This is a genomic window from Montanilutibacter psychrotolerans (genome assembly GCF_003719825.1).
Classification (GTDB): Bacteria; Pseudomonadota; Gammaproteobacteria; order Xanthomonadales; family Xanthomonadaceae; genus Montanilutibacter; species Montanilutibacter psychrotolerans.
In genome coordinates this window covers 99422-115841 of sequence record NZ_RIBS01000006.1, presented here as the reverse complement: position 1 = coordinate 115841, position 16420 = coordinate 99422, and the positions used below count along the sequence as shown (strand labels likewise).

Below are 16420 nucleotides of genomic sequence, written 5' to 3'. Positions count from 1 at the left end.
CGCCGGCATTGCCGCGCAGGCGACGCCCGCCATCACGTGGCGTCCTGCAGCCGCGGGTCCATCCAGCCGCGCAGCGCATCCACCAGCAGGTTGATCAGCACGATCACCGCGCCGACCACCAGCACCACGCCCAGCACCAGCGTGTAGTCGCGGTTGAGCGCGCCCTGCACGAAGTACCGCCCCATGCCGGGAATGCCGAAGACCTGTTCGACCACCGCCGAGCCGGTGACGACATTGATCAGCGCCGGCGACAACCACGCTGCCACTGGCAACAGGCCGGGCCGCAGCGCATGGGCGAACAGCAATCGCGCTTCCGACAGGCCGCGCGCGCGCGCGGCGCGCAGGTAGTCGGCCGAGAGCGTTTCCAGCATCGACGCGCGGGTCAGGCGCGCGCAGTACGCGATGTTGGGCAAGGCCAGCGCGATCACCGGCAACACCATGTTGCGCAGGCTTTCGAGCGGCGTGCCGCCCCAGCCGCCGGCCGGCAGCCAGTGCAGCGTGACCGCAAACAGCAGCACCAGGAGCGGTGCGGCGACGAACTTGGGCACCGCCAGGCCCAGCCCGGCGCCGAACATCAGCAGACGGTCCGACCAGCGGCCGGCGCGTCGCGCCGCCCACACGCCCACGGGTATGCCCAGCGCGAGCGCGAGCAGCAACGCCACCCCGCCGTTGAGCGCCGACACCGGCAACGCGGTGGCCACCAGCCGGTTGACCGTGTAGTCCGGGTATTGGAACGACGGGCCGAGGTCGCCGCGTGCGACATCGCCCAACCACGCCACGTACTGCGCGGGCAGCGGACGGTCGAGCCGGTACTGCGCCGCGAGCGCCGCCTGCACTTCCGGCGGCGCGGCCTTCTCGGTGTCGAACGGGCCGCCGGGTGCGGCGCGCAGCAGCACGAAACACAGCGTGGCAAGCAGCCACAGCGTGATGAAGGCTTCGAACAATCGGGCGGCGAAACGCTTCATCGCGGGGCATCCTGGAGCCGCAGCCAACGGCTTGCATGACGGTCCAGCGCATTGGCCTCGAAGCCGCGTACGCGCGGCGACACCAGGTGCTTGGAACTGTAGAAGTACAGCGGCACCACCGCGTTGGCCTGGAGCAGGCGGACTTCGGCGGCATGCAGCCAGGCGTTGCGCGCGGCTTCCGATGCCGCCGCGTCGGCCTTCGCCAGGCGCTCGCGGAAGCCGGCGTCATCAAAGCCCGTCCAGTTCAGCGGACCGTCGCTTCCGAATGCGGCGAGGAAGTTGCGTGCGTCCGGCAGGTCGGCGATCCAGCCACCGCGGAACACCTGGGTGATCACGCGCTGTTTGCGGTTGCCGACGAACACCTTCCATTCCTCGTTGCGCAGTCGCACCTGCACGCCGAGCACCTTGCGCCACATCGCCGCGACCGCCAGCGCGAGGCGGCGGTGCGGGGTGGAGGTGTTGTAGCGCAGTTCGATCACCAGCGGCTTGTCGACCGAGTAGCCCGCGGCGCGGTACAGCGCGCGCGCCCGCGCTTCACGCTGCGCCTGCGTCGATGTCGACCAGATCGTCATCGCCGGCGTGTAGCCGGCAATGCCGGGCGGCACGATGCCGAACGCCGGGGTCTCGCCCAGTCCGGTCACGTGACGGGTCAGGATGTCGCGATCGACCGCGAGCGACAGCGCCTCGCGCAACCCGGGCTGGCCTTCGAGCGGCTCACGGGTGAGGTTCATGCCGAGCCAGAACGCGCCGATGTAGGGCGAGATCCGCAACTGGTCGCCGAAGCGCGCGCGCAACGATGCCAGCGGTTGCGGCGGCACGACTTCGGTCAGGTGCAGGTCGCCGGCGGCAAAGCGTTGCAGTTCGGCGGCGGCGTCCTCGGTGACATGGAAGCGCACCCGCTCGATCGCCACGCCGGTGGCGCCGTGGAAACGCGGATTCCGTTCGACCACGAGGTTGGCCTGCGGTGTCCAGGACGTGAGCCGGTACGCCCCGTTGGATACCAGGTTGCCAGGCCGCGTGTGCTCGGCGCCGTGGCGTGCGACCGCCGGCAGGTACACGGGAAACGCGATTGGCAATGTCAGCAATGCCGGCAACGGCGCGCTACGGTCGAGCGCGAACTCCAGTGTGCGTGCATCGTTCGCCGTGACGCCGAGCGCCGCCGAGGGCAACTCGCCGGCCTGCACCTTGCGTGCGTTATGGAGCGCGTCGAACAGCTCGCCGAACGGCGCGGCGGTCGTCGGCGAGAACGCGCGCCGGAAACTGGCCACCACCTGCGCGGCATCGAGCGGCTCGCCGTTGCTCCAGCGCAGGCCGTCGCGCAGCACGAAGGTCCAGCGGCGACCGTCGGCCGACACCGACCAGCGTTCGGCGATGCCCGGCACCAGCCGGCCGCGCGCATCTTCCGTGACCAGGCCTTCGTAGAGATCGCGCAGCACGTTGCCGCAGGCCACTTCCTGGCAACGGTGTGCGTCCAGCGTGCTGGGCTCCGGGCCGTTGCCGCGTTCGAGTCGTGTCGACAACTGCGCCGCCACCGTTGCCGGCAGGCAGCACAGCATCAGCAGGAAGGCGGTTCGCAGCACGCATGCGGTATTGGGCATGGTGCGATTGTAGGGGGCCGCGCGCGCCCGCGATGCCCGATGGCACACCGCGTGCGCGCCATTGGCCACGTCGGCCGATGGCGACGCAAGCGCGCTCCCGCAACGCAGTGACACCACTGCCGGGACGCTGGTGCTAGGCCCGCGGGAGCTAGACTGGGAAGCGGCGATTTCCTGTGCGCCTCGTCTTGTGATTGCCGCTGTGCGGCCGCATTAACCCAGTCTTGTCGAACGAGGTGTTTCCCGTGTCCGGTCCGAGTCAGGTAAAGGATGTACCCATCGCCGCAGGCGCCGAAGGGCGCGCGCAGCTGATCGACTATCTCGCTTCCGGCGTGCGCCCGGAGGCGGACTGGAAGATCGGCACCGAGCACGAGAAGTTCGGCTTCCGCACCGACGACCTGCGCCCGCCGACGTTCGATGGCGAGCGCGGCATCGAGGCGCTGCTCAAGGGGCTGATGCAGTTCGGCTGGGCGGCGGTCGAGGAGAACGGCCGCGTCATCGCCCTGACCCGTGACGATGCGTCCGTGTCGCTGGAGCCTGCCGGCCAGCTGGAACTCTCGGGCGGCCAGCTGGCCACCCTGCACGACACCTGTTGCGAAGCCGCCAAGCACCTCAAGGAAGTGCGCACGGTCGCCGAGCCGATGGGCCTGGGGTTCCTGGGCATGGGCTTCCAGCCGAAGTGGCGCCGCGACGAAATGCCGTGGATGCCCAAGGGCCGATACAAGATCATGCGCGAGTACATGCCCAAGGTCGGCTCGCTCGGCCTGGACATGATGACCCGCACCAGCACCGTGCAGGTCAATCTCGACGTGTCGTCGGAAGCGGACATGGTCAAGAAGTTCCGCGTGTCGCTGGCGCTGCAGCCCATCGCGACCGCGCTGTTCGCCGACTCCCCGTTCACCGAGGGCAAGCCGAACGGTTACCTGAGCTATCGCTCGCACATCTGGACCGATACCGATGCCGGCCGCACCGGCCTGCTCGATTTCGTGTTCGAGGACGGCTTCGGCTACGAACGCTATGTCGACTACCTGCTCGACGTGCCGATGTACTTCGTCTACCGCGAGGGCAAGTACATCGACGCCTCGGGCCAGTCATTCCGCGATTATCTCGACGGGCGCCTGCCCGCGTACCCGGGTCAGCGCCCGACGTTGAAGGACTGGGCCGATCACAGCACCACCGCGTTCCCCGAGGTGCGCCTGAAGAAGTACCTGGAGATGCGTGGCGCCGACTCGGGCCCGTGGAACCGCATCTGCGCGCTATCGGCGTTCTGGGTGGGCCTGCTGTACGACCAGACCGCGCTCGACGCGGCCTGGGACCTGGTCCGCGACTTCTCGCTGGAAGAGCGCCACGCACTGCGCGATGGCGTGCCGCGGCATGCCTTCAAGCTGCCTGCCCGCATCGGCAGCAACCGCAACGGCACCGTGCTCGACCTCGCGCGCCGCGCGCTGGAGATCTCTGCGCACGGCCTGGCGCGCCGCGCGAAGCTCAACCGCAACGGCGCGGACGAATCGATCTACCTGGCCCCGCTGCTGGAGTTCGTCGATGCCGGCATCACCCCGGCCGAACGCAAGCTCGAGCGCTTCCACGGCGCCTGGGGCGGCAACATCGATCGCGTGTTCGACGAGTACGCGTACTGAGGCACTGGGCCCCGCCGGTCGGTGATCGCGGGGTTGCCCTCGGCGCGGCGGCCAAGCGCCCGGGGATGGCCCGGGCGGGAGGTCGCGCGTGCCCTCAGCGCGCCTTGGCCAGCAGCGCCGACACCCGCTTGATGCGGTCGATCGCGCCGGCGTTGAGCTTGCGCGAATAGCCGGGCAGGCGACGTGCCTGCGTCAGTGCTTCGCCGCACAGTTCGACGGCGCGGGCATGCTCGCCCCAACCGTGCAGTGCCTCGGCGTACGCGGCCTTGACCTCGTAGCTGGTGCTGTAACCCACCAGTGTCTCGAACTCCTCCCGTGCCTTGGCGCGGTTGCCCTCGGCGTCCACAGCGCGCGCGTAGACCAGGTGCCCGTGTTCGGAACGGAAGTCCGGGTTGCGCTGGATCACCGCGTCGAGCAGTTCACGCGCCGCACCGGCCTGGCCGGATTCGAGCAGCGCCTGAGCGAGACGCACCTGGATGTCGGCGTCGTCGCTGTGGATGCCGCGCAGCGACGCGTGGAAGTGCTCGACCGCGTCGCCGGCGCGGCCCGCCTCCAACAGTGCATCGGCCAGGCGCAGTCGATTGCTGGTGCTGGCGCTGCCATCGAACGCGTCCTGCGCCTGGCGCAGCTCGCGATGCGGGTCGAGCTTCGCGCGCACGCCGCGCACCAACTTGCGGCCGCGTGGGTCGTGACGCGCGGCGGGCAACCAGATGGCGACCGCGTAGACCACGCTGCCCAGCAGCGGGAACATGAACAGGACCATCAGCCAGTAGCGATCCTGGCCGCTCCGGACGGCGTGGACGGCGAAGTACAGCGCGATGACGAAGTGCAGGCCGAAGCCGACGTAAGGCATGGGCGGATCAAAAAGCGAAAGGGCGGCAAGTGTCCCCGCGCGCAATGGTGATTTCCAGTGGAATCGTTCCGCGCTATAGCATCCGCGCATGCCCAGCCCCGATCCCGCCCATCCCAGCATCGACAGCCACGCGGCGGACGCACCGCTGCGCATCGTCGACTTTGCCCCCACCGACACCCTGCTGCGCGACGACGTCAACGCACTCGGCGTGCTGGTCGGAGAGATCCTGGCCGAGCAGCGCGGGCCGGCGTTCCTGGCCGAGGTGGAACGCGTGCGACAGGCCGCGATCCGCCGCCGCGAGAGTGCCGCGCCCGTTGCCGAGCTGGCCGATACGCTGGCCGGCGTCGAGTTCGCGCATGCCGCCGACCTGGTACGCGCGTTTGCGAGCTACTTCCAGGCCGTCAACCTGGCCGAGCGCGTGCACCGCATCCGCCGTCGCCGCGAGCACGAACGCAGCCGCGATGGCGCGCAGCCCGGTGGCCTGCGCGATGTGGTGGCGCGGCTTGCCGCCGAGGGCGTGTCCGCCGCGGAAGTGGCCGAACTGCTGCCGCGCCTGCGCATCGAGCCGGTGTTCACCGCGCACCCCACCGAGGCGGTGCGGCGTGCGTTGCTCGAGAAGGAGCGGCTGATCGTGTCGTGCCTGGTGGCCGACATCGACCGGGGCCGCACGCCGGGCGAGCGCCGCGCCGATCGCGAACGCATCCGCCTGGCGCTGACCGCGAGCTGGCAGACGGCCGAGGCGCCGCCGGTCAAGCCCAGCGTGGCTGACGAGTTCGAACACATCAGCTTTTATCTGTCCGACGTGTTGTACCGGGTGCTGCCGGTGTTCCACGAGGTGTTCGAGGAAGCCCTGCGCGACAACTACGGCGAGGACGCGCCGGTGCTGCCGGCGATGCTCGGCTTCGGCACCTGGGTGGGCGGCGACATGGACGGCAACCCCAACGTCGGCGCCGACACGATCGCCGCCACGCTGTCCGGCCAGCGCGCGCTGGTGCTGGGCGCGTACCGCAGCGATCTGGGCGCGTTGTCGGAGTTGCTGAGCCAGTCGGTGTCGCGCATCGGTGTGTCGCCGGAGTTGCTGGCGCGCATCGAGCAGTACAGCGTGCTGATGCCACGCGCGCAGGAGCGCCTGCACCCGCGTCATGCCGACATGCCCTATCGCAGCCTGCTTGCCTTGATGTCCGAGCGGCTGTGGGCAACCAGTCACGACGAGGCCGCCGGCTACCCCGACGCCGCGGCGTTCCTGGCGGACATCGCGTTGATCGAGCACAGCCTGAGCGAACATGCCGGCGAGCACGCCGGTGGTTTCGCGGTGCGGCGCCTGCGGCGTCGCGCCGAATGCTTCGGCTTCCACCTGGCCAGCCTGGACCTTCGCCAGGACTCGGCCATGCACGACGGCGCCTTGGCCGCGCTGCTCGACGATCCCGACTGGGCGCGACACACCGTGGACGCGCGCGTCGCGGTGCTGCATGGATTGCTGGACGGATCGCGCGAGGCGGTGCAGCCCGATGCCGCTGCGGCCGCGTCGACGCTCGCGGTGTTCCGCGCGGTCGCCGACCTGAGGCCGCGCCATGGCGAGCGCGCGTTCGGCCCGTACATCATCAGCATGAGCCGCAGCGCCGCCGACGCCTTGGCGGTGCTGGCGCTGGCGGGTATCGCTGGCTGCGTCGACGGCGAGGGCCGCGTACCGCTCGACGTCGCGCCGCTGTTCGAAACCGTCGACGACCTCGACGCCGCAGCCGACACGTTGCGTGCGCTGTTCGCCGATCCGGTCTATCGCCGCCACCTGCAGGCGCGCGGCAATCGGCAGGTGGTGATGCTCGGCTACTCCGACAGCGCCAAGGACGGCGGCATCGTCGCCTCGCGCTGGGCACTCCAGCAGACCCAGATCGCGTTGACCGCGCTCGCCCACGACTCCGGCGTGCGCATCGCGTTCTTCCACGGCCGCGGCGGTTCGCTGAGCCGTGGCGGCGGCAAGACCGAGCGCGCCGTGATCGCCGCGCCGCGTGGTTCGGTCGATGGCCAGCTGCGCCTGACCGAGCAGGGCGAGGTGATCCACCGCAAGTACGGCATCCGCGCGCTGGCGTTGCGCAATCTCGAACAGGCCACGGGTGCGGTGCTGCGTGCGACCTTGCGTCCGCGCCCGCCAGAGCCGCGCGAGGGCCGATGGCGGGAGATCGCCGCGCAGCTCGCCGACGATGCGCGGCGCCACTACCGCGCGCTGGTCCACGAACATCCCGACTTCCCGGCCTACTTCCGCGCCGCCACGCCGATCGACGTGATCGAACGCCTGCGCATCGGCTCGCGGCCCAGCAAGCGTGCCAGCGGCGGCCAGGGTGGCGTCGAATCGCTTCGTGCCATTCCGTGGGTGTTCGCATGGTCGCAGAACCGCGCCGGACTGACCGCGTGGTACGGCGTCGGCAGCGCGCTGGAAACCGCGCTGCGCGAGCACGGCGATGCGGCGCTGGCGGAGATGGCCCGCGACTGGCCGTTCTTCGGCACGCTGATCGACGATGTCGAGATGGTGCTGGCCAAGTCCGACATGGCGATCTTCGAGCGCTATTCGCTGCTGGCCGCACCACTGCCCGATGGCGACCTGCACGCGCGCCTGTACCCGGGCATCGCCGCCGAGTTCGAACGCACGCGCAAGGCGGTGCTGGCGATCAAGCGCGAGGACGAACTGCTGGCGGGCGATCCGCGCCTGCGCCTGTCGATCCGCCTGCGCAATCCGTACGTCGATCCGATCAGCGTGCTCCAGGTCGACCTGCTGGCGCGTTGGCGTGCCGCAGGGCGACCCGACGACGACGTGCTGCAGGCGCTGGTGGCCACCGTCAACGGCATCGCTGCCGGCATCCAGAACACCGGTTGAGAGGAAAGAACGATCTTGAACGCCCATGTCATGAACATCGCCGGCCGGCGCGCATGCGCCTGACCCGGATCTGGTTTGCGCTGTCGGACGCCGTGGCGCGGCTGTTGCTGGCAGGCGCCGTGTTGGCGGCGATCCTGACTCCGGTGGTCGGTCCGATGCACGCGAAGATGAGCCATCAGGTTCTCTCGACCGGCCACCTGATGACGGTCTCGGCCTTGTGGCTCGCCGTTGCCGCCGGCGCCTTCGTGCTGACGCGGCGACGGCCGCTGGGGTTGTTGCCGGTCGCCCTTCCGGGCGTCGCGCTGGCGGTGTCCGGCAAGGCATTCGCCGCGGCGTGCTACCTCGGGCTGGCGGCGCTGGTGTTCGCCACGCCGCTGGTGCTGGCCTACTTCGAAGCCCGCGCGCGCGCCGCAAGCGGAAAGGGCTGAGGACGCCCCCATCTGTCGTGATTCGGGCGCAAGCAGCAAGCGCGGTGCCCAGGCCCAAGCGTCCGATCGCGAAAACAAACCGCGCCGGCGCAGCGCCTATCATGGCCGTCCCGACCCAGACCGGATGCTCCAATGAAATCACGCGCCGCGGTGGCCTTTGCAGCAGGCCAGCCCCTGCAGATCGTCGAGCTGGATGTCGCGCCGCCGCGCGCCGGCGAAGTGCTGGTGCGCATCGTCGCGACCGGCGTGTGTCACACGGATGCGTTCACGCTCAGTGGCGACGATCCGGAGGGCCTGTTCCCGGTCGTGCTGGGCCACGAGGGCGGCGGCATCGTGGTCGAGGTGGGCGAAGGTGTCACCAGCGTCAAGCCCGGCGACCACGTGATCCCGCTGTACACGGCCGAGTGCGGCCAGTGCAAGTTCTGCGCGTCCGGCAAGACCAACCTGTGCCAGGCCGTGCGCGCGACGCAGGGCAAGGGCCTGATGCCCGATGGCAGCACGCGGTTTTCCTACAACGGGCAGCCGGTCCACCACTACATGGGCTGCAGCACCTTCAGCGAGTACACGGTCGTGGCCGAGGTGTCGCTGGCGGTGGTTAATCCCGAGGCGCAGCTGGAGAAGGTCTGCCTGCTCGGCTGCGGCGTCACCACCGGCATCGGCGCGGTACACAACACCGCGAAGGTGCAGCCGGGCGACAGCATTGCCGTGTTCGGGCTGGGCGGCATCGGCCTGGCGGTGATCCAGGGCGGCGTGCAGGCCAAGGCCGGCCGCATCCTGGCGATCGATACCAACCCGGGCAAGTTCGAACTCGCGCGCAGCATGGGCGCCACCGACTGCATCAACCCCAAGGATCACGACCGGCCCATCCAGGACGTGATCGTCGAACTTACCGATGGCGGCGTCGATTTCAGCTTCGAGTGCATCGGCAACGTCAACGTGATGCGTTCGGCGTTGGAGTGCTGCCACAAGGGCTGGGGCGAGTCGGTGATCATCGGCGTTGCCGGCGCCGGGCAGGAGATCAGCACGCGACCGTTCCAGCTGGTCACCGGACGCGTCTGGCGCGGCTCGGCGTTCGGCGGAGTGAAGGGGCGCACGCAATTGCCGGGAATGGTCGAACAGGCGATGCGTGGCGAGATCGACCTCGATCCCTTCATCACCCACGAGCTGCCGCTGGAACGCATCAACGACGCGTTCGACCTGATGCACGAAGGCAAGTCGATCCGCACGGTGATCCGCTACTGACGTCGCGTCCGATGGCGCCGGCACGCCACGCGCGCCGGGCCGTCGATATTTGCCACGGAGACCTGCATGCATTGCATCGAACAACACGCCTGCTTCGGCGGCAGCCAGCAGGTCTGGCAGCACCCATCGACCACACTTGGCTGCACGATGCGCTTTGGCGTGTACCTGCCGCCGCAGGCGACGCAGCGCCCGTGCCCAGTGCTGTACTGGCTGTCCGGCCTGACCTGCTCCGAGCAGAACTTCATCACCAAGTCCGGTGCGCAGCGCTACGCGGCCGAGCACGGTGTAATCCTGGTCGCGCCCGATACCAGTCCGCGCGGCGACGGCGTCGCCGATGCCGAGGGTTACGACATCGGCCTGGGCGCCGGCTTCTACGTCAACGCCACGCGCGCGCCGTGGTCGACGCACTACCGTATGCACGACTACGTGGTCGACGAACTGCCGGCGCTGGTCGACGCGCACTTCCCGACCAGCACCGCGCGTGCCATCAGCGGGCATTCGATGGGTGGGCACGGTGCGCTGGTGGTTGCGCTGCGCAACCCCGGTCGCTATCGCAGCGTGTCGGCGTTTGCGCCGATCGTCGCTCCAAGCCTCGTGCCCTGGGGCGAAAAGGCGTTCTCGCATTACCTGGGCGACGACCGCGCGGCGTGGCGCCCGTGGGACGCCTGCGCGCTGATCGCCGATGCCGGTGAACGCCTGCCGTTGCTGGTCGACCAGGGCGAAGCGGACGAGTTCATCGACACCCAGCTCAAACCCGAGCTGCTGCGCGAGACGTGCGCGCGGGCGGGCCATCCGCTCGATCTGCGTCTGCGCCCGGGGCACGATCACAGCTACTACTTCATCGCCAGTTACATCGGCGAGCACATCGCGTACCACGCCGACGCCCTGCACGGCTGAAGGCAGACGCCGGTGGTTGCCGAACGCCGGCGCGCTCGCACGGGTGACACCCGATTGGCCGTCACCCAAAGCGCGGTGCGTTGGGTGGGATACCGGCCTGACAGGAGCGTCGCACCCGGGAAACCGTGGGGGTGCCGCATGGGTATGCCGGTAATTGCCATTGGAAGCGATCGGGCCTGGCGGTATCGGCTCGAACGCATGGTCACGCTGGCCAGTGACGTGAACTGGTGTGGCTCGTTTGCCGCCGATTCGGCCGAGCCGTTGCAGTCCTCGTCGCTATGGCTGCTCGACGGCGACGATCCGGCGGTCGAGCGATTCTGTTCCCGCTTCGACGGGCCACAACCCATCCGGCTGTACTTCTATCGGCGTCCGACCGCCCCGTTGCTGCGTCGCTGCGTGCAGGTCGGCGGCATCGGTTGCCTGGCCAAACACGCGTCCGTCGAGATCGTGCTCCATGCGATCCGCTCGGTCGGCGCCGGGCTGTTCGTGGTCGACGCGTCGCTGCTGCAGCATGCCATCGTCCCCGATCGGGCGGTGGCCGCCGCCGTGGCGCCGCCACCGCCCGCCGGTGCGCTGGCATCGCCGTGGCCGCAACTCACCGGCCGGCAGCACGAGATCGTCCGCTGGGTCGCCCAGGGCCTCAGCAACAAGCAGATCGGCCGACGCCTCGGGATCAGCCCGGAAACGGTGAAGAGCCATCTGCATCATGTGTTCGAGCGTGCCGGCATCAGCGGCCGGGTGGCATTGCTGGCGGCCGTGCGGCGTGGTCGCAGCGACGGCCGCGCAAGTGGTCGGCGCAGCAGCGACCTGCTCTGATCTGCGGTCCTGGGTCGTGCGCGGCGATCGACCGCGCAGGACGCCGGTGGGATCGACCCGCAACGGGCCAGGCGTGCGCCCGCGGGCAACGGGTGGACCGGCGCGCCGCGATCAGGCGGCGGTGACGTCGCGCAGTTCCCAATGGCTGCCGGCAAGCAGGCGCAGGCGTTGCTTCAGCACGGCGCCGGCAATCGAGGTGGTCACCACCAGGTCGACGTGCAGGTCGCGCTGCGCGCCGTGCACGGTGGCGTTGGGATCGGTTGCGCCCAGTGCCGGGTCGACTTCGTCGGGTTCGGCCTGCAGCTTGCGCCAGCGCTCGAACAGGGCAGGGCTGCGCAGTGCTGCCTGCAATTCCTCGGCAAAGCCTTCCGCGCCCACCGCCGCAAATGCGAAGCGCGGATCGGAACCGCGCGCGCGGGCGGTATCCGGCAGGCTGATGTAGTAGCGGGTTGGCATTGCGGAATTCCTTTTGCTGGGTGGCTGTCAGGTTAGGCGCGCAAGGATTGACCGGTCGTGAAAGCCACGGCGATGCGCCGGCGGGCACGCCGGCGTCGTCGGTTCATCGACCACCGCGCTTCTGCGGCCCTCAATCGAGGTGTACGTGGGCGCCGTGGCCTTTCGGACAATGGCAGACGGCGGTCGGCCCGAACTCGGTGCCGAACGTCTGGCCATCGCGATGACGCTGCCAGTAGAACTGCGGCGAGGGCGTGCGCTGGTTGCCCAGCTCGGCCATATCGGCATCGACGTCGAACAGCCGGCCATCGACCATCACGTAGCGGGTGTCGATGGTGGCGCGGATGTTCTCCAGCGGGTTGCTGTTGAGCACCACCAGGTCGGCCTGCTTGCCTGCTTCGAGCGAACCGATCTGGCGCCCCAGGCCCAGCATGTCGGCGCCGTCGAAGGTGGCCGCGCGCAGTGCCTCGAAGTTGCTGAAACCGCCCTGCACCAGCGACCAGATTTCCCAGTTCGGCGACAGCCCCTGCAACTGACCGTGGCCGCCGACCTGGATCTTGACGCCCGCATCGCGCAGCGTCTTGGCGGCCTTGGCCACTTCGACGTGGTAGTAGTCCCAGTCCGGCGCGGTTTCGCGACGGATGCTGCGCGCATCGAGCGTCTCGCGCGGGAAGAAGCGGTTGAGCTTGCGGTCCTCCCACACATTGTCGCGCGCATACCACCAGTACTCACCCGACAGCCCGCCGTAGCTGACCACCAGCGTTGGCGTGTTGCGCACGTCGGTCTGCGACCACAGGCCGATCACATCCTTGTACAGCGGCGCGACGGGCAGGTTGTGCTCGATGCTGGTGACGCCGTCCAGGACCATCGTCATGTTGTGGTGGAAGGTGCTGCCGCCTTCCTCGACCACCAGCATGCCCAACTCGCGCGCGGCGGTGTTGATCTGCTGGCGCTGCTCGCGACGCGGCTGGTTGTAGCTCTTCACGCTGAACGCGCCGTTGGCCTTCATGCGCCGAAGGTGGCTGCGGGCATCGTCGAGCGAATCGACCACCGCTTTGAAGTCGCCGTCGGCGCCATACAGGATCGTGCCGGTCGAGAACACGCGCGGGCCGACCATGCGACCGGCCTTCTGCAACTCGGCTTCGGAGAACACGAACTCGGTGGTTGCCGACGGATCGTGCATCGTGGTCACGCCAAACGCGAGGTTGGTGTAGTACGCCCAGTTCTGCTGCGGCACCACGCCCCGTCCGAAGTGCGAGGCGTGCGCATGCGCGTCGACATAGCCGGGCACGATGGTCTTGCCGCTGGCGTCGATCACGCGTGCGCCGGCCGGGATGGCGATACCGGTGCCGAGCGCTTCGATTACGTCGCCGCGCACCACCAGCGTGCCGTCCTCGATCACTTCCTCGCCATTCTCGGCATCGCGCATGGTGACGATGCGCGCGTGCGTGAATGCCACCACCTCGCTCGGCCGATCCACTGGCACGCTGAGGCCGACGGCGATGCCGCCGCCGTTGACGGGCTTGGGCAGGACCTTGGGCGCGCCGGGCAGGAACGCGAAGCTCTGGTTGAGGTCGCGCGAGTGGTAGCGATCACCGACCATCCAGTGCAGCGACGTCGAATCCGCGCCCCAGTGCAGGTAGCTGCCGATGTCGGCGCTGACCTGGGTCACCGGGATGGCCTTGCTGTCCTTGGACAGTTCGACCGCCTTGCCGGTGGTCATCATCGGCGCGACGTAGGCGTTGAACAGTTCGGTGAACGCCACCCACTTGCCGTCCGGGCTGATGCTGACGCCGTCGACGTACTTGAGGTCGAACACCTCCCGCGGCGATTCGCCGTTGAGGCCGACCGACATCAGCTTCTTCTTCAGGCCGTCGCCGGTCAGGAAATAGACGCGCTGGCCATCGGCACTGAACTGAGGCGCCGCGCCGTCCTCGGCCACGCGCACCGGCGTGCCGCCGTTGGCGGGAATGACGTAGATGCCGCGATCGACCGACCACAGGCTGCCGGTGAGGCCACCGCCGCCGGTGCGCGAATAGACGATGCGCGAGCCGTCTGGCGAAAAGCGTGGGCCGTAGTAGAAGCCTTTTTCGGTGGTCAGACGACGCCCGGCGCCGCTGCCGTTGGCGTCGCGCACGTGGATGGCGCCCATCGCCTCGTCCGACCAGCTGGTGTAGAGCAGCTTGCGCCCATCGGCGCTGAAGCTGGGCTGGTATTCGTACGCGCCCTGGCTGCCGGTGAGGCGTTCGGGCGCGCCATCGGGCAGGCGCTTTCGCCACAGCTGGCCGACCGCGTGAAACACCAGGGTGCTGCCGTCGGCCGAGGTGGCCACGTCGCGGATCATCTTCGGGGTGAACGTGCCCTCATCGATGGTCTGGGCGAAGCGCAGCGGCTGCGTCACGGACTGCTCGACGCCAGCGGTGAACGGGATCTGGGTGGCGACGTCGTCGCGGGCCGTGCCGCTGGCCATGTCGATGCGCCACAGCTTGCCCTGCGCCCACACCACCACCGATCCGGAATCGGGCGTCCAGTCGAAGTTGGTGTACGGGCCGAAGATCGCCCACGCCTCCTGCTGGTCGTGCGACAGCCCGTCCCACACCGGGCGAACGGCGCCGCTGGCCAGATCGAGCACGTGCAGGACCGACTTCTCGCGCACCCGTTTGACGAATGCCAGCGACTTGCCGTCCGGCGACGGCTGCGGCCGCACCGCGCCACCGGGCGTGCTGACGATCTCGTCGATCCGGCCCGTCTCGCGATCGAGGCGCTTGATGGCGTAGATGACGTCGTGCGGGTTCTTGTTGTATTGGAAGAATGGCCCGGCCGTGACGTCCTCGGAGAAGTACACGTAGCGTCCGTCGGGCGACACCGCGGGCTCGCCGAGGTCCTGCTGGTCGTTCTTCTGCGTGGTCAGCTGCAGGCCTTCGCCGCCGCTCACGTGGTACATCCACAGCTCGCCCGCGCCGAGCGAGCGTTCGCCGGTGAAGTGCTTGCGGCCGATGATGTATTGCCCGTCCGGGGTCCAGGCGGGGTTGTTGAGCAGACGGAAGGTCTCCTTGGTGACCTGGCTGGCGTTGCCGCCGTCGATGCCGATGCGCCACAGGTTGTTGCCGCCGCCGCGATCGGACGTGAACGCGAGCTCGCGGCCGTCGGGAGAGTAACGCGGCTGCACGTCCCAGGCCGGTCCGGTGGTCACGCGGCGCGCGGTGCCGCCGGTGGCCGGCAGCCGGTAGATATCGCCCAGCAGCGAGAACACCAGCTCGCGGCCATCGGGCGACACGTCCACGTCCATCCACGTGCCTTCGTCGGTGTCGAACCGGACCGTGCGTACCGGACCGTGCGCGGCGGTCACGTCCCAGGCCGGCGGCTTGCCGTCCTCACCGGGCTTGCCCTTGCCCTTGGCCGTTTCCACCGACGCGCGCGCTGGGTCGTTGCCGGCCGGGTCGAGTGCATCCTGCTCGAGCTGCACGGCGGGCTTGTCCCCGACCGGCTCGTCCTTTTCCGCCGGGGCCGGCGTCGGTGCCGGTTGCGGCGGGGGTTGCTGCGCGAGCGCGGCGGCGCTGGCGTACAGGGACAGCGCGCTGGCGAGCGCGACGGACAGCAGGCGTTGGTTCGGGGTCATCGTCGGGCCAGGCGGGGACAGAAGGTCCGCAGCCTAACCCGGTGATTCCTGCGCGGCTGTAGGCAGAAAGTCCTGCCCCGTGCCGCGCTCAGGCTTCGAACGCCGGCCCGTCCGCGGCAAACCCGACCACCAGCGACCCCTTGCCCACGTTGACCATGCCGGTGAGGCTCATCAGCGAGGAGAACATCTCGATGTTGTTGTCCGCACACGCCGCGCGCAGGCGGTCGTAGCCCGGCAGCGCACGCAGTTCGTCGAGGTCGCCGCCGTAGCTCACGCACACCGTCGGCGTCATCAGGCCCGCCTCGATGCGCTTGATGGTGAAGTTGAAGAGCTTCTGCACCGCGCCGTCCCAACCCTTGATCTTGGCCACCGGGCCGGTCTCGCCGCGGTTGCAATGCAGCACCGGCTTGATGTCCAGTGCGCTGCCCAGCGTTGCGCTGAGCAGGCTGACGCTACGGTCGCCGCGGCTGCGGGTACGCGCGCGCAGGTAGTGCAGGTCGCGCGGGATCATGTAGCCGTGGGTGTACAGCGCCAGGTTCTCGAGCCGCGCGCGGATCTTCGGCGCGCCTTCACCGGCTTCGCGCAGGCGCACCGCCTCGACCGCGAGGATGCCCTGGGCGGCGAACAGGTTCTGGGTGTCGATCACGCGCAGGGCGAACGGCGTGTTGTTGCCGGCCGCGGCGCGCACGGCCTTGTAGTCGTTGAGGATCGAGTAGCTGGCCTGGAGCGCGTTCTCGTGGATCGGGCTGCGGGTCTTGGTGATCGTCATGCAGAACACGTAGTCGTAGTCGATCACCAGGCGCCGGATGAACAGGTCGTGGATCTGTTCGACCGTGAACGGCGTGGTTTCGGCTTCGTGCCCGCGGGCGGCCACGTGGGTGTTCAGGAATTGCAGTGTGGCGCGTTCGTCGCGATGGTCGGCGAGGATGGCATCACCGATGCGGACAGTGATCGGCAGCAGCTCGATGTCGTGCTGCTTGAAATAGTCGTACGGAAGATCGCAGGCCGAGTCGACGACGAGTCCTATGCGCATGATTTGTCCCCAA

The 16420-nt window shown here is 69.1% G+C and carries 12 protein-coding genes; 6 read left to right on the top strand and 6 right to left on the bottom strand.

The window, feature by feature from the left end:
- Positions 1–32: 32 nt before the first annotated feature.
- Together EER27_RS13300 and EER27_RS13295 are read right to left on the bottom strand one after the other, a co-directional pair.
- Positions 33–965 (bottom strand): ABC transporter permease, encoded by a 933-nt coding sequence (locus EER27_RS13300; RefSeq protein WP_123088610.1) that lies wholly within the window; start codon positions 963–965, stop codon positions 33–35.
- The gene (locus tag EER27_RS13295) at positions 962–2563 is read right to left on the bottom strand and encodes a peptide ABC transporter substrate-binding protein (protein ID WP_123088609.1); all 1602 of its coding nucleotides are present in this window, start codon (positions 2561–2563) and stop codon (positions 962–964) included. Before EER27_RS13295 ends, EER27_RS13300 begins: the two co-directional genes overlap by 4 nt.
- A 242-nt stretch (positions 2564–2805) precedes the next feature.
- Between EER27_RS13295 and EER27_RS13290 the strand changes: the two genes are divergently transcribed.
- Positions 2806–4197, top strand: a complete 1392-nt coding sequence (locus EER27_RS13290) for a glutamate--cysteine ligase (RefSeq protein ID WP_190285797.1) — start codon at positions 2806–2808, stop codon at positions 4195–4197.
- Between the two features lie 94 nt (positions 4198–4291).
- Here EER27_RS13290 and EER27_RS13285 read toward each other — a convergent pair whose 3' ends face one another.
- Positions 4292–5050, bottom strand: coding sequence for a tetratricopeptide repeat protein (locus EER27_RS13285; protein WP_190285796.1), 759 nt, complete (start codon positions 5048–5050; stop codon positions 4292–4294).
- An 88-nt stretch (positions 5051–5138) separates the two neighbouring features.
- On the opposite strand from EER27_RS13285, the gene ppc reads away from it, so the two are divergent.
- The 5 genes from ppc (at position 5139) to EER27_RS13260 (ending at position 11302) form a co-directional block, all read left to right on the top strand.
- Positions 5139–7919 (top strand): phosphoenolpyruvate carboxylase, encoded by a 2781-nt coding sequence (ppc, locus tag EER27_RS13280; RefSeq protein WP_123088608.1) that lies wholly within the window; start codon positions 5139–5141, stop codon positions 7917–7919.
- Positions 7920–7972: 53 nt separating this feature from the next.
- Positions 7973–8347 carry a hypothetical protein gene (locus EER27_RS13275; protein WP_123088607.1) on the top strand — a complete coding sequence of 125 codons (375 nt, stop codon included), beginning with the start codon at positions 7973–7975 and terminating at the stop codon, positions 8345–8347.
- A gap of 132 nt (positions 8348–8479) precedes the next feature.
- Complete coding sequence (locus tag EER27_RS13270) at positions 8480–9589, top strand: S-(hydroxymethyl)glutathione dehydrogenase/class III alcohol dehydrogenase (RefSeq protein ID WP_123088606.1); 1110 nt, start codon at positions 8480–8482, stop codon at positions 9587–9589.
- A gap of 66 nt (positions 9590–9655) precedes the next feature.
- A complete protein-coding gene (fghA, locus tag EER27_RS13265; RefSeq protein WP_123088605.1) occupies positions 9656–10486 on the top strand; it encodes an S-formylglutathione hydrolase in 831 nt (276 codons plus the stop codon).
- Between the two features lie 138 nt (positions 10487–10624).
- On the top strand, positions 10625–11302 hold the full coding sequence (locus EER27_RS13260) for a helix-turn-helix transcriptional regulator (RefSeq protein WP_123088604.1): 678 nt from the start codon (positions 10625–10627) through the stop codon (positions 11300–11302).
- 111 nt (positions 11303–11413) lie between these two features.
- Here EER27_RS13260 and EER27_RS13255 read toward each other — a convergent pair whose 3' ends face one another.
- The 3 genes from EER27_RS13255 to EER27_RS13245 all read right to left on the bottom strand — a co-directional run bounded on the left by EER27_RS13255 (position 11414) and on the right by EER27_RS13245 (position 16407).
- A complete protein-coding gene (locus tag EER27_RS13255; protein WP_123088603.1) occupies positions 11414–11758 on the bottom strand; it encodes a hypothetical protein in 345 nt (114 codons plus the stop codon).
- Positions 11759–11888: 130 nt separating this feature from the next.
- Positions 11889–15374, bottom strand: a complete 3486-nt coding sequence (locus EER27_RS13250) for an amidohydrolase family protein (RefSeq protein WP_123088602.1) — start codon at positions 15372–15374, stop codon at positions 11889–11891.
- An 88-nt stretch (positions 15375–15462) separates the two neighbouring features.
- Entirely contained in the window at positions 15463–16407 is a 945-nt protein-coding gene (locus EER27_RS13245; RefSeq protein WP_123088601.1) for a DegV family protein, read from the bottom strand.
- Between the last annotated feature and the right edge of the window lie 13 nt (positions 16408–16420).

Excerpts from the sequence above, each read along its gene's own strand:
- EER27_RS13300 (WP_123088610.1), bottom strand. The coding sequence starts at position 965 with ATGAAGCGTTTCGCCGCCCGATTGTTCGAAGCCTTCATCACGCTGTGG.
- EER27_RS13295 (WP_123088609.1), bottom strand. The coding sequence starts at position 2,563 with ATGCCCAATACCGCATGCGTGCTGCGAACCGCCTTCCTGCTGATGCTG.
- EER27_RS13285 (WP_190285796.1), bottom strand. The coding sequence starts at position 5,050 with ATGCCTTACGTCGGCTTCGGCCTGCACTTCGTCATCGCGCTGTACTTC.
- ppc (WP_123088608.1), top strand. The coding sequence starts at position 5,139 with ATGCCCAGCCCCGATCCCGCCCATCCCAGCATCGACAGCCACGCGGCG.
- EER27_RS13275 (WP_123088607.1), top strand. The coding sequence starts at position 7,973 with ATGCGCCTGACCCGGATCTGGTTTGCGCTGTCGGACGCCGTGGCGCGG.
- EER27_RS13270 (WP_123088606.1), top strand. The coding sequence starts at position 8,480 with ATGAAATCACGCGCCGCGGTGGCCTTTGCAGCAGGCCAGCCCCTGCAG.
- fghA (WP_123088605.1), top strand. The coding sequence starts at position 9,656 with ATGCATTGCATCGAACAACACGCCTGCTTCGGCGGCAGCCAGCAGGTC.
- EER27_RS13260 (WP_123088604.1), top strand. The coding sequence starts at position 10,625 with ATGGGTATGCCGGTAATTGCCATTGGAAGCGATCGGGCCTGGCGGTAT.
- EER27_RS13255 (WP_123088603.1), bottom strand. The coding sequence starts at position 11,758 with ATGCCAACCCGCTACTACATCAGCCTGCCGGATACCGCCCGCGCGCGC.
- EER27_RS13250 (WP_123088602.1), bottom strand. The coding sequence starts at position 15,374 with ATGACCCCGAACCAACGCCTGCTGTCCGTCGCGCTCGCCAGCGCGCTG.
- EER27_RS13245 (WP_123088601.1), bottom strand. The coding sequence starts at position 16,407 with ATGCGCATAGGACTCGTCGTCGACTCGGCCTGCGATCTTCCGTACGAC.